This window comes from Micromonospora sp. NPDC047812 (genome assembly GCF_040704175.1).
Classification (GTDB): domain Bacteria; phylum Actinomycetota; class Actinomycetes; order Mycobacteriales; family Micromonosporaceae; genus Micromonospora.
The window spans coordinates 367,468-380,522 of sequence record NZ_JBEYRY010000003.1; the positions used below are offsets into that span (position 1 = coordinate 367,468).

At 75.1% G+C, this 13,055-nt stretch carries 9 protein-coding genes; 6 read left to right on the forward strand and 3 right to left on the reverse strand.

The window, feature by feature from the left end; all coding sequences use genetic code 11:
• Positions 1-22 precede the first annotated feature (22 nt).
• From AB0883_RS16730 to AB0883_RS16755, 6 genes are all read left to right on the forward strand, one after another.
• Positions 23-3,568, forward strand: a complete 3,546-nt coding sequence (locus AB0883_RS16730; protein ID WP_366642036.1) for an error-prone DNA polymerase — start codon at positions 23-25, stop codon at positions 3,566-3,568.
• Between the two features lie 98 nt (positions 3,569-3,666).
• Complete coding sequence (locus AB0883_RS16735) at positions 3,667-3,840, forward strand: hypothetical protein (RefSeq protein WP_366642037.1); 174 nt, start codon at positions 3,667-3,669, stop codon at positions 3,838-3,840.
• A 58-nt stretch (positions 3,841-3,898) separates the two neighbouring features.
• A complete protein-coding gene (locus AB0883_RS16740; RefSeq protein WP_366642038.1) occupies positions 3,899-4,663 on the forward strand; it encodes a methyltransferase domain-containing protein in 765 nt (254 codons plus the stop codon).
• The gene (locus AB0883_RS16745) at positions 4,660-5,811 is read left to right on the forward strand and encodes a nucleotide pyrophosphatase/phosphodiesterase family protein (RefSeq protein ID WP_366642039.1); all 1,152 of its coding nucleotides are present in this window, start codon (positions 4,660-4,662) and stop codon (positions 5,809-5,811) included. The genes AB0883_RS16740 and AB0883_RS16745 overlap by 4 nt, the downstream gene beginning before the upstream one ends.
• Positions 5,812-5,895: 84 nt before the next feature.
• Positions 5,896-7,155 (forward strand): DNA polymerase IV, encoded by a 1,260-nt coding sequence (locus tag AB0883_RS16750; protein ID WP_366642040.1) that lies wholly within the window; start codon positions 5,896-5,898, stop codon positions 7,153-7,155.
• 115 nt (positions 7,156-7,270) lie between these two features.
• On the forward strand, positions 7,271-7,666 hold the full coding sequence (locus tag AB0883_RS16755; protein ID WP_366642041.1) for a DUF3040 domain-containing protein: 396 nt from the start codon (positions 7,271-7,273) through the stop codon (positions 7,664-7,666).
• Positions 7,667-8,031: 365 nt separating this feature from the next.
• On the opposite strand, the gene AB0883_RS16760 is transcribed toward AB0883_RS16755, so the two are convergent.
• The 3 genes from AB0883_RS16760 to AB0883_RS16770 are packed head-to-tail and all read right to left on the reverse strand — an operon-like array spanning position 8,032 to position 12,869.
• Positions 8,032-10,497, reverse strand: coding sequence for a transglutaminaseTgpA domain-containing protein (locus AB0883_RS16760; protein WP_366642043.1), 2,466 nt, complete (start codon positions 10,495-10,497; stop codon positions 8,032-8,034).
• Between the two features lie 16 nt (positions 10,498-10,513).
• Positions 10,514-11,812 carry a DUF58 domain-containing protein gene (locus tag AB0883_RS16765; protein ID WP_366642044.1) on the reverse strand — a complete coding sequence of 433 codons (1,299 nt, stop codon included), beginning with the start codon at positions 11,810-11,812 and terminating at the stop codon, positions 10,514-10,516.
• Between the two features lies 1 nt (position 11,813).
• Positions 11,814-12,869: a MoxR family ATPase gene (locus AB0883_RS16770; RefSeq protein WP_366642045.1), complete on the reverse strand. Its 1,056-nt coding sequence runs from the start codon at positions 12,867-12,869 to the stop codon at positions 11,814-11,816.
• Positions 12,870-13,055 lie beyond the last annotated feature (186 nt).

Genomic DNA, 13,055 nt, shown 5'->3' on the forward strand with positions numbered 1-13,055 from the left:
CTGCCCGCACGGAGGGGCTCTGATGAGCTTTCACAACCCGAAGCTGCCCTGGTCGGAGTTGGAGCGCGTGCTCTCCGGCCGGGAATCCGGCACCGGCCGATCGGGCGCGGGTCGGCCGGGCGAGGACCGGTCGCGTGCGGGCGTGGGTGCGGGACCTGGTGCGGGCGCGGACCGACCGGGCGCGGGGGCGGGGCGGCCGGGCGTGGACCGGCCGGATGGGGGCCGACCGGGTGCGGCCGGGCCGGGGGAGGGGCGGGCCGGCGGGGAGGGCGGCCGGGTGCGCGACGAGCGGCACCTGCACGTGGTCGACCCGTTGGCCGCGGACGCCGACGGCGGCGACTCTCCCGCCTGGAGCCGCAGGCGGGAGCAGTACCAGCCGCCCGAGGTGGCCCGCCCCGACGACGCGGTGCCGTACGCCGAGCTGCACGCGCACACCAACTTCAGCTTCCTCGACGGCGCCAGCCACCCGGAGGAGCTGGCCGAGGAGGCGGCCCGGCTGGGCCTCACCGCGCTCGCCGTCACCGACCACGACGGCTTCTACGGGGTGGTGCGCTTCGCCGAGGCGGCCCGCGCGCTGCACCTGCCGACGATCTTCGGCGCGGAGCTCTCCCTGGACCTGCCCGGCCCGCAGAACGGTGAGCCGGATCCGCTCGGGCGGCACCTGCTGCTGCTCGCCCACGGCCACGAGGGGTACGCCCGGCTGGCCTCGACCATCGCCCGCGCCCAGCTGCGCGGCGGGGAGAAGGGCCGCCCGGTCTACGGCGGGCTGGAGGAGATCGCCGCCGAACTGCGGGACCACGTGCTGGTGCTCACCGGCTGCCGCAAGGGGCACGTGCCGTCGGCGCTGCTCACCGAGGGGGTGGACGCGGCGGCCCGCGAGCTGGACCGGCTGACCGCCCTGTTCGGCGCGGAGACGGTGGCGGTGGAGCTGACCGACCACGGGCACCCGGTGGACGCCGACCGCAACGACGCGCTCGCCGAGCTGGCGGCGACGGCCGGGCTGCCCACGGTGGCCACCAACAACGTGCACTACGCCACCCCGGGCCGGCGTCGGCTGGCCACCACCGTGGCCGCCGTACGGGCCCGGCGCAGCCTGGACGAGATCGACGGCTGGCTGCCCGCGGCCGGCACCGCCCACCTGCGCGGCGGCGCCGAGATGGCGGCCCGGTTCGCCGCCTACCCCGGCGCGGTGGCGCGGGCCGCCGAGTTCGGCGCCGAGCTCGCGTTCGACCTCCAGCTCGTCGCGCCGCGGCTGCCGGCGTACCCGGTGCCGCCCGGGCACACCGAGATGAGCTGGCTGCGCCACCTGACCCACGCCGGCGCCCGCGAGCGCTACGGCCCGCCCGAGGCGCACCCGAGGGCGTACGCGCAGCTCGAACACGAGCTGAACATGATCGAGGAGCTGGGCTTCCCCGGCTACTTCCTGGTGGTCTACGACATCGTCACGTTCTGCCGCGAGCAGGACATCTACTGCCAGGGTCGGGGCTCGGCGGCCAACTCGGCGGTCTGCTACGCGCTGCGCATCACCAACGTGGACGCCGTCCGGCACCGGCTGCTCTTCGAGCGCTTCCTCGCCCCGGAGCGCGACGGCCCGCCGGACATCGACGTGGACATCGAGTCCGACCGCCGCGAGGAGGTGATCCAGCACGTCTACGCCCGCTACGGCCGGGAGCACACCGCGCAGGTCGCCAACGTCATCTCCTACCGGCCCCGCTCGGCGGTGCGCGACGTGGCCAAGGCGTTCGGGTTCTCGCCCGGCCAGCAGGACGCCTGGAGCAAGCAGATCGACCGCTGGGGCTCCGTGGCGTCCGTCGACGTGGCGGACATCCCCGAGCAGGTGGTCGCGTACGCCAACGAGTTGCAGACGTTCCCCCGGCACCTGGGCATCCACTCCGGCGGCATGGTGATCTGCGACCGGCCGGTGATCGAGGTGTGCCCGGTGGAGTGGGGGCGGATGCCGGGCCGCAGCGTGCTCCAGTGGGACAAGGACGACTGCGCCGCCGTCGGCCTGGTCAAGTTCGACCTGCTCGGGCTCGGCATGCTCTCCGCGCTGCACTACGGCTACGACATGATCGGCATGAGCCTGGACCTCGGCGACATGACGCTGGACGATCCCGAGGTCTACGACATGCTCTGCCGGGCCGACTCGGTCGGGGTGTTCCAGGTGGAGAGCCGCGCCCAGATGGCCACCCTGCCCCGGCTGAAGCCCCGCGAGTTCTACGACCTGGTGGTCGAGGTGGCGCTGATCCGGCCCGGCCCGATCCAGGGCGGCTCGGTGCACCCGTACATCCGGCGCAAGAACGGCCAGGAGCCGGTGACCTACCCGCACCCGCTGATGCGCAACGCGCTGGAGAAGACCCTCGGCGTGCCGCTGTTCCAGGAGCAGCTGATGCAGCTCGCCATCGACCTGGCCGGCTTCGACGCGGCGGGGGCCGACCAGCTGCGCCGGGCGATGGGCGCGAAGCGTTCCGCCGAGCGGATGGCCCGCATCGCCGACCGGCTCTACGCGGGGATGGCCGCGCGGGGCATCACCGGCGAACTGGCCGACGACGTCTACCGCAAGCTCTCCGCGTTCGCCAGCTACGGCTTCCCGGAGAGCCACGCGATGAGCTTCGCCTACCTGGTCTACGCCAGCTCCTGGCTCAAGCGCTACCACCCGGGCCCGTTCCTGGCCGCGCTGCTCAACGCCCAGCCGATGGGCTTCTACTCGCCGCAGACGCTGGTCGACGACGCCCGCCGGCACGGGGTGGAGGTGCGCCGGCCGGACATCAACGCCAGTGGCGCCCTGGCGGTGCTGGAGTCCACCCCGCAGACCCGGTGGGGCAGCGCACCGGGGGAGCCGCCGCACGCCTGGGGGCTGAACGGGCCCGCCGTCCGGCTCGGGCTCTCCGGCGTGCGTACCCTCGGCGACGGGGTGGCCGAGCGGATCGAGGCGGAGCGGGCGGCGGGCGGGCCGTACCGCGACATGCCGGACCTGGCCCGGCGCGTGGGTCTCACCGCCGCGCAGCTGGAGGCGCTGGCCACCGCGGACGCCTTCGCCTGTTTCGGGCTGTCCCGGCGGCAGGCCCTCTGGGCCGCCGGCGCGGCGGCCCAGGACCGGCCGGGCCGGCTGCCGGGCACCGTGACCGGCGCGACCGCGCCCACCCTGCCCGGGATGGAGGCGGTGGAGCGGCTGGTCGCCGACGTGTGGGCGACCGGGCTGTCACCGGAGAGCCACCCGGCCCGCTTCATCCGCCCCCGGCTCGACGCGCTCGGCGCGGTGCCGATCGCCCGGCTCGGCCAGGTGGAGCCGGGGCGGCGCATCCGGGTCGGCGGGATCGTCACCCACCGGCAGCGGCCCGCGACCGCCGGCGGGGTCACCTTCCTCAACCTGGAGGACGAGACGGGAATGCTCAACGTCACCTGCTCCCCGGGCCTGTGGCAGCGCTACCGGCGGGTGGCCCGCACGAGCGCCGCGCTGGTGGTGCGGGGCCGGCTGCAGCGGCACGAGGGAGTGATCAACCTCACCGCCGACCGGCTGGACGCCATCGAACCGCCGGTCAGCCCGCCCTCACGCGACTTCCGCTGACGGCAGTGATCCACATTACGGTTTTCCGCGCCCGATGGAGGGACACTCCAGCTCGCGTGGGCAGAGTGGCCCGCGCGAGCACGAGGGGGACAACGATCATGGGAAACAACGAGCGTAGCGGTGGGGTGGCGAACTCCCGGCGGACCCGGCTCGGCGCCGGTTGGACCCCGAGTCACCACACGGAGCCGCGCGAGTACGAGATCGTCGAGGGCCCGGTGGCCAACGCCCTGCGGTCGCGGGCCGAGGACGACGCCGCCTCCGGCGAGTCCTGATCTCCCACCCCGGAGCCGGCCGGGCCGCCACAGGTGCGGCTCGGTGGGGCTGGACCGGGTGACTAGGCTCGACCGGGTGGAGCAGACCCCAGGCCGGCTCGCCGGGCCGCCGCTGACCCCCCGTACCGCCGTGATCTGGTCGGTGCTGCGCGCCGAGTTGGAGCGTCGCGCCGGCAGCGCGTTGACCGTGCTCGACGTCGGCGGCGGCACGGGCGGCTTCGCCGTGCCGCTTGCCCAGGCCGGGCACCGGGTCACCGTGGTCGACGCCAGTCCCGACGCGCTCGCCGCACTGACCCGCCGGGCCTCCGAGGCCGGCGTGGCCGAGCGGGTCCGCGCCGTGCAGGGCGACGGCGACGCGCTCGCCGGCCTGGTCGAGCCGGGCAGCGCCGACCTGGTGCTCTGCCACGCCGTGCTGGAGGTCGTCGACGACCCGGCGGCGGTGGTGGCGGCGTTGGCCGCCGCGCTGCGGCCGGGCGGCGCCGCGAGCGTGCTGGTCGCCGGCCGGGCCGCCGCCGTGCTCGGCCGGGCCATCAACGGGCACCTGGACGTCGCCGCCGCGCTGGCCGCCGATCCGGCCGGCGCCGCCGGCACCCGGGACACCCTGAGCCGGCGCTACGACGCCGACGGCGCCGCCGCGCTGCTCGCCGCCGCCGGGCTCGTGGTCGAGGAGATCCACGGCGTACGCGTGCTCGCCGACCTGCTCCCCGCCGCCGTCGCCGACGGCCAGCCCGCCGCCCTGGTCGAGTTGGAGCGGGCGCTCGCCGCCCGGGCGCCCTGGCGGGACCTCGCCGCCCAGCTGCACCTGTTCGCCCGCCGCCCGTGACCGACCCGCTGGAGATCGTCGGGCCGCGCTACGGCGACGCCAGTCTCGCCGACATCCTGCCCGGCGCGCTCGCCGTGCTCGGCGTGCCCGGCGCCACCGACCCGCTCGGGCTGGTCACCGCGCTGCCCGGGGTGCGCCGGATCGCGGTGCTGCTCGTCGACGGCCTCGGCTGGCACCAGATCCCGACCGCCGCGCCGTACGCGCCGACCCTGGCGGGGCTGGCCGCGGCCGCCGGCCGGCCGCTGACCTCGGGCTTCCCCTCGACCACGCCGACCAGCCTGGTGACCCTGGGCACCGGCGCCGCGCCCGGCGCGCACGGCGTACTCGGCTTCACCGTGCGGGTACCGGGGACCGACCGGGTGCTCAACCACATCGAGTGGGCGGCCGACCCGGCGCCGCTGCGCTGGCAGCCGGTCCGTACCCAGCTGGAACGCGCCCGCGCCGCCGGGGTCGCGGTGACCGCGGTGAGCCGGCCGGAGTTCGGCGGCAGCGGGTTGACGCTGGCCGCCAACCGGGGCGGCGACTACCGCGGCGCGGCCGGCGTCGACGCGCTCGCGGAACGGATGCTCGCCGCCCTGACCGCCGGGTCGGGGCCCACGCTGGTCTCCGGCTACCACCCCGACCTGGACCGGCACGGCCACCTCACGGGTGTCGACTCGGCGCCCTGGCGGATCGCCGCGGCCGAGGTGGACCGGCTGCTGGCCCGGCTCGTCGACGGGCTGCCGCCCGACGCCGCGTTGCTGGTCACCGCCGACCACGGCCAGCTCGACATCCCGGCCGGACACCGCTTCGACCTGGACACCGACCCCCGGCTGCGCGCCGGGCTGGAGGTGGTCGCCGGGGAACCCAGGGTCCGCTACCTGCACGTCACCCCCGGCGCCCTGGACGACGTCGTGGCCGCCTGGTCGGCGGTGCTCGCAGACGCGGCCCGGGTGCGTACCCGCGACGAGGTGGTGGCCGCCGGCTGGTTCGGCCCGGTGGCGGAGGAACACCTGGCGCGCATCGGCGACGTGGTGGTGATCTGCAACGGCACGTACGCGGTGACCGCCTCCCGCTCCGAGCCGCCGGCGGTCTCCCGGCTGGTGGCGTACCACGGGGCGGACACGGCGGCCGAGATGACGATCCCGCTGCTGGTCGTACGCGGCTGACCGCGCCGGCCCGACCGTGGCGGGTCACCGGTCCGGGGGGTCCCGTCCGGGCGGGATGTCGCAGGTCGGGGCTAGCCTGCGGGGATGGGCCGCAGCCAGTCGTTGCCCGGGGGCGGCGATCCCCGGTTCGGGCCGGACGCCGACGACTCCGGCTGCCCGATCCTGCACGTCGACATGGACGCCTTCTTCGCCTCGGTCGAGGTCCGCCGCCGGCCGGAGCTGCGCGGTCGGCCCGTCGTGGTCGGCGGGACCGGCCCGCGCGGGGTGGTGAGCTCCGCCAGCTACGAGGCCCGCCGCTACGGCGTGCGCAGCGCGATGCCCACCGCGCGGGCCCGGGCGCTCTGCCCGCAGGCGGTCTACCTGTCGCCCGACTTCCCGCAGTACTCGGCGGCCTCCACCGCCGTCATGCAGATCTTCCGGGACGTGACCCCGCTGGTCGAGCCGCTCTCCCTGGACGAGGCGTTCCTCGACGTGGCCGGCGCCCGGCGGCTCTTCGGCCCGCCCGCCGCCATCGCCCGCCGCATCCGCGAGCGGGTCGCCGCCGAGCAGGGGCTGACCTGTTCGGTCGGCGTCGCCCCGAGCAAGTTCGTGGCCAAGCTCGGCTCGACCCGCGCCAAGCCCGACGGCCTGCTCGTCGTCCCGGCCGCCCGGGTGCTCGACTTCCTGCACCCGCTGCCGGTGTCGGCGCTGTGGGGGGTGGGGGAGCGTTCCACCGAGACGCTGCGGCGGCTGGGCCTGGCCACGATCGGCGATCTCGCCGAGGCGCCGGTCGGCATGCTGCGCAAGGCGCTCGGCGAGGCGTCCGCCGTCCACCTGCACGAGCTGGCCTGGGGGCGCGACCCGCGCCGGGTCAGTCCCGAGCAGGTGGAGAAGTCGATCGGCGCCGAGGTGACCTTCGACGTCGACGTCACCGACCCGCTGGAGATCCGCCGGGCGCTGCTCGCCCTCGCCGAGAAGGTCGGCATCCGGCTGCGCCGGGCCGGGCAGGTCGGGCGCACCGTGTCGCTCAAGGTGCGACTGGCCGACTTCCGCACCGTCAGCCGCTCCCGCACGGCGGGCGTGCCGACCGACGTCGCCAGGGAGATCTTCGACACCGTCTGGGCGCTCTACACCGTGCTCGACCCGGGTGAGCCCGTCCGTCTGGTCGGCGTACGGGTCGAGGGGCTCGCCGCCGCGCGGGAGGCCCCGCGACAGCTCGCCCTCGGCGCGCCCGAGCGGGGCTGGCGGGAGGCGGAGGCCGCAGCCGACGCCGCGGCTGCCCGTTTCGGGCGGTCCGTCATAGGTCCGGCCAGTCTGCTCGGGACCCGCGAGGGGCGACGAAATGAAAATCCACCCCGGCCGTAGGTCGTCCCGCTTTCCGACGCGCGAGGGCCCTCGTAGACTTGCGGGTAAGCAGCCGGTTGGCTGCCACGGTCTGTCGGCCCGACCGGGCCGACCAACGTGACCGGGGAGGAGTGCCGTGCCGCTCTCGGAGCACGAGCAGCGGCTGTTCGAGCAGATCGAGCGGTCGCTTGCCGAGGACCCCAAATTCGCCTCGGCCGTGCGCGCCAGCGATCCGCGCTTCCACGCGCGGCGTCGCCTGCTCGTCGCTGCCGGCTTGATGATCGCCGGGCTGGCCCTGTTGGTCTACGGCGCGGTGATCAAGCTTCCGCCGCTGGCAGTGGCGGGTTTCGTCGTCATGCTGGCCTCGGCCGCGTTCGCGGTGCAGTCGCACCGTCGGGCGCAGTCACCGGACCTGCACGTCGTGGGCGGGACGACGAGTCGTCGTCGCCCCCGCGGTCGGTCGGGTCGTCGGCCCTCGGTCCTGGATCGGATGGAGGACCGGTGGCGGCAGCGCCCGGAGGGGCACCGCTGAGCCCGACCCGCCCCTGAGGCGGGCCGCGCGACTACCAGTCGGCCGCCGGGACGCCCCGGCGGCAACCGACGATTCCGCACGCCCTCCGGGCGTGCGTCCTCGCATGTCCCGATGTCCGGCGTCGTCCGGCCACCGTCCGCCCCCCTGAGCCCGGTCGGCCCTGACGGCCCCGACGGTTGTCGGCCGGTCGGCCCCGGTGGCTCCGACGGTTGTCGGCCCCGGCGACCCGTCGGCTGACGGCCTCGTCGGCACCGACGGGCCGGCACCCGGGCGTCCGGGTCCACGACGCCAGTCCCGCGAACACGACGGGCCGGTGGGGGCGATGCCCCTACCGGCCCGTTCGTCTGTCGGTCTTCGTCCGTCGGTCAGCGGGCCATGCGGCCGGCCATCAGGCGACGCGGGCTCCAGCGCAGCAACCGGTGCCGGGCCCGACCGCCCGCCGCCACCAGCCGGGACGACGCCTCGGCCGTGCCGGTGCGCCAGCGCAGCAGCACCGACGGCGGCAGCACCGCCGCCACCAGGCGGGTACGCCGGTCGGTCTGTGCGGCGAGCGCGGCGCGTACGGCGCGCAGGGCCGGCAGGAGTTGCTCGCCGGTCAGCGGATCGCGGGCGTAGCGGGCGCGTTCCTCGGCGCGGCCGAGCAGGCGTACCGCCGTGGTCGCCCCCGCGTCGGCGGTGAGCGAATCCCGGGCCAGCCGGTCGGCGGTCGCCCGGGGGGTCTCCGTCCGGTCCACCCGGACCCGGTAGTCCACCAGCGTGTCCAGCAGTTCGTCCCAGGCGGCGTGCGCGTCCGCCCGCGCCTGCTCCGCGTCCGCCACCACCACCATGCGTCGTCCGTCCGCGGGCGCGTCGCCGGCGGCCCCGGGACGCGCCGCAAGCGCAGCGGCCGGCTTCGCCGGGCCGCTGCGCTTGCGGCGCAGGGCCGTGCGGCGCAGCGCCGGCAGGGCGAGCAGAGCGAGCAGGGCCAGCACCGCCGCGGCGGCGTACCAGGGCCAGACCGGGCCCTGGTCGGTCGGGGCCGCGCCGTTGATGGCCAGGCCGGAGTCGATGTCCTCCTCGGGGCCCTCCGGCCCCGTCGGGCCGGCCGACGGGTCGACGCCACCGGGGGCGCTCGACGGGCCGGAAGTCGGCGTCTCCTCCTCCGGGGCGTCGATGTCCGGCGCCCAGGCCGACCGGGTCGAGCCCTGCACGCCGTACGCCGGGGTCGGGTCGAATGGCACCCAACCGACCTCGTTGAAGTAGACCTCCGTCCAGGCGTGCAGGTTCCGGTTGGTCAGGGTGTACGTGCCGTCGCCGGAGTTGCTGCCGTTGGCGAAGCCGAACGCCACCCGGGCCGGGACGCCGGCGGCCCGGACCAGCCACGTCATCGCGGCGGCGTACTGCTGGCAGAAGCCGACCTTGTTGTCGAGGAAGTCGACGATCTCCTGCCCGCTGGTGCCGCCCTTGGTGCTCAGCGAGTAGGTGAAGCCGTTGTCCGCGGAGAAGTGGTCGTAGATCGCGCGGACCTTGTCGTACTCAGTGTCCTTGCCCCGCACCAGGGTGGAGACCAGTTCCTCGACCTCGGGCACCGGCGGCGGGGCGGGATGCAGGCGCCGTACGGCGTGGTCGGCCGGCAGCGGCTCGGACCGGCGCAGGGCGGCCGGCGTGTACGTCGAGCGCACGTAGTCGAAGGCGTAGCGCTTCTCGCGCGAGTTGTCCCGGTGGGAGAAGACCACCTGGAGGCTGGGGTCGTACGCCCAGTTGCCGTTGAGGTCCTCGGCGCGCACCGGTTCGGTGTAGACCGGCAGCAGCGGCATGGTGAGGTTCTTCGTCACCTCGACCGTGGCCCGGTACGTCCGCTGCTCGACGCCCCTCGCGGACGGCGCCGGCAGGTCCGAGACGGGGCGGCCCGTGGGGATGCCCTCCCGGAAGCCGGTCGACGTGAGCTTGTCGGCCACGCCGAAGCGCAGGTAGAACGGGCTGGGCTCGTTCGTGGTGACCTTGACCAGGTCGGCGACCTCCGACTGGTTGAGCTGCCCGCTCAACGCCGCGAACAGGTCGATCCGGCCGGTGCCGCCCTGCCCGGGGCGCCCGTTGCCGCTGCCGTTGCCCGAACCGCCCAGCGTGTCCAGCAGCCCGCCCGTCATCCCCGGCACGGCCAGCGGCAGCACCACGGCAAGTGCCACGCCCACCGCCGCCAGCCGCCGGCCGGCGGCGGCCAGCGGCGAGGCCTCCCAGACGTCGACGTCGCGCCCGTCGCCGGTGAACCGCCGGCCGAACCGGCGGACCCGGTCGACGTTGTCGGTCACCAGCAGCCAGAGGAACCCGGCGGCGCCGACGACGAACGGCACCGCCGGGACGCTGTCCACGTAGACCGCGACGGGCACCGAGTAGATGGCCAGCATCGGCAGTCCGGCCAGCGCCGGCCGGCGCAGCCCGACGGCGAGCACGTCGACCACCACGGCCACCCCGCCGATCCCGAGCACCGTGACGAACAGCAGCGGGTCGGTGTCGGGAACCTTGACGCCGTACGAGCGCATGTCCTCCAGCGAGCCGTCGAGCAGTTCGCCGAAGTGCGTGAAGGTCGACGGGGTGGGCACGATGCCCAGCAGTTCGGTGCCGCCGGGGAAGAGCCAGGTCAGGGCCAGCGTCAGGCCGGCCAGCATGCCCAGCGCCTGGCCCCAGAGCGGGACCCGCGCCAGCCGGGCGAGCGCGGCCACGGCGGCGACCACGGCCACCGCGATCGTCGCCTGGATCAGCCACGTCCAGCGTTCGAAGATGGCCGACAGCGGCGCGGCGGCGAGCAGCGTCGCCGCGGCGGCCACGAAGCCCAGGTTCCGGTGGGCGATCATGAGGGGACCCTTCCGTTCATCGCATGCCGCCGGCCACCGTCTCGGCCATGGCCGCCCGCAGCGCGAAGCCCTGCGAGCCGCGGGCCGCCTGCGGCCACAGCGCGGGCAACTGCGTGCCGTGGTCGACGCCGATGACCCGCCAGCCGCTCTGCAACATGGCCAGCGCGGCGGCGCCGTGGGCGTGGTCGGCCTCGGCCCGGGCCCTGGTGGGCAGGTTGAGCCAGGTGGAGCTGTCGAGCAGGAAACCGACGCAGGTGGCGCCGTTGCCCCGCAGCCCGGCCAGCAGTTCGGCCTCGGCCGTGCTCACGGAGCCGAACAGGCCGATGATCAGGCCGCCGTCCGCCCGTTGCCGGACCCGTTGCACCAGCGTGGTCAGCTCGCCATTCTTGTCGAGCCGGACCTCGGCGAGGTGGTCGAGGAGCACCCCGTCGCCGGCCGCCTCGGACGCGTCCACGTCCGCGCCGGAACCGGTGACCAGACGCAGCTTGTAGCCGGCCTGCCGCAGGTGCACCGCGATGCTGGCGGCGGCGGAGACCGCCCACTCGAAGGAGGCCGTCGGCCCGTCGCCGCGGTGGCCGTACGCGCGGGTGTCCAGCACGACGGTGGCGCGGCTCTCCCAGGGCTGCTCCTCCCGGCGCACCATCAGCTCGCCGGTGCGCGCGGTGGACTTCCAGTGCACCCGGCGCAGGTCGTCGCCCACCCGGTACTCCCGGGTGGCGGCATCGTCCTCGCCGTGCACCGCCACCGAGCGCGCCCGGCTGTCGCCGCTGCCGGCGTACTCGCCGGGCAGGCGCACCGAGGGCAGCGGGGTGACCTGCGGGATGACGGTCAGATGATCGGTGCTCGGGAAGGCGCGGCTCAGCTCGCACAACCCGAACGGGTCGGTCATCCGGACCACCAGCGGGCCCACCTCGTAGCGGCCACGCACGTCGGCGCGCACCGTGTAGGCCACCGAGCTGGCCTGGTGGGCGCCGAGCCGCTCCAGCACCACCCGGGGCCGGCTGCCCAGCGCGTACGGCAGCCGGTCCTCCAGCAGCAGGGTGCCGGTGGGCAGGCGGGACATGTTCTGCAACCGCAGCACCACCCGGGAGCTGGCCCCGACGGGCACCCGGTGCGGGTCCAGCGACCGGTTGCAGGCCAGCTTGTAGCGGCTGCGCCCGACGTAGGCGGCGGCGAGCAGCGGCAGGACGGCCAGCAGCACGGCCACCCGGAGCAGGTCCTTCTCGCCGAGGATGCCGGCCGAGACCGCCGCCGCGACCGCGGCCGCCAGGAACGAACGGCCGCGGGTGGTCAGCCCGCGCAGCCCGTCGCGCACGTCACCGCCTCCGCGGCTCGTACGTGGCTCGGCCGTTGCCCTCGCCCGTGGGGCGGGTGTCGTACGGGGAGCGTCCGCGGTCGTGCGGCAGCGGCAGCCGGTGCACCAGCTCGGAGACGATCGCGTCGGTCGTCCGCCGGGCGAGCTGGGCGTCGGCGGTCGGGATGATCCGGTGCGCGAGCACCGGCACGGCCAGCACCTGGAGGTCGTCGGGGAGGACGTAGTCGCGCCCCTCCAGGGCGGCCACCGCGCGGGCGGTGCGCAGGAGTTGGAGGGTCGCCCGGGGGGAGGCGCCCAGGCGCAGGTCGGCGGATTCGCGGGTGGCGGTCACCAGGTCGATCGCGTACTGCTTGACGGCGTCGGCGACGTGCACCTGCCGGACGTGGCTGATCAGCTGCCGCACGGTGTTGGCGTCGGAGACCGGACGCAGCTCGTCCAGCGGGTCCGTCGCGCCGTGCCCGTCGAGCATCGCCAGCTCGGCGCTCGGGTCCGGGTAGCCCATCGCGATGCGGGCGGTGAACCGGTCGCGCTGCGCCTCGGGGAGGGGATAGGTGCCCTCCATCTCGATCGGGTTCTGGGTCGCGATGACCATGAACGGCGTCTGGAGGTGGTAGGTGACGCCGTCGACGGTGACCTGGCGCTCCTCCATGCACTCGAGCAGCGCCGACTGCGTCTTCGGCGAGGCGCGGTTGATCTCGTCGCCGACGACCAGGTTGGCGAAGACCGCACCCGGGCGGAACTCGAAGTCGTGCGTCTCCTGGTTGTAGACGCTGACCCCCGTGACGTCGCTGGGCAGCAGGTCGGGGGTGAACTGGATGCGGCGCACGGAGCAGTCGATCGACCGGGCCATGGCCTTGGCGAGCTTGGTCTTGCCGACCCCGGGCACGTCCTCGATGAGCAGGTGGCCCTCGGCGAGCAGGACGGCCAGGGCGAGCCGCACGGTGGCTGTCTTGCCCTCGATGACCTGCTCGATGTTCGACACGATGGCTTCGCTGGCGGCACGGAACTCGTCGTGCGGCAACGCGCCGCCCACCTCGTCCCAGGTCTGTTGTGTCACGGGCCTCCTCCTCGTCGCCGGACGGCAGCTCTGTATAGAGCAGCTGGACCCGCCGTAGGGTTCGCGACGTCGAGCCTCGTCTGCCGCAGAAATCTCACTGGTCTCTCAGGCTAACCATGTTTGTCGCTGTCGCCGACCCCCGCAGGTAGACGGTCGGTTACGCACCGAATATTCGCCGGGTCGGGG

Bases quoted from the DNA above. Each gene is read 5' to 3' on its own strand.
- AB0883_RS16730 (WP_366642036.1), top strand. From the start codon at position 23: ATGAGCTTTCACAACCCGAAGCTGCCCTGGTCGGAGTTGGAGCGCGTG.
- AB0883_RS16735 (WP_366642037.1), top strand. From the start codon at position 3,667: ATGGGAAACAACGAGCGTAGCGGTGGGGTGGCGAACTCCCGGCGGACC.
- AB0883_RS16750 (WP_366642040.1), top strand. From the start codon at position 5,896: ATGGGCCGCAGCCAGTCGTTGCCCGGGGGCGGCGATCCCCGGTTCGGG.
- AB0883_RS16760 (WP_366642043.1), bottom strand. From the start codon at position 10,497: ATGATCGCCCACCGGAACCTGGGCTTCGTGGCCGCCGCGGCGACGCTG.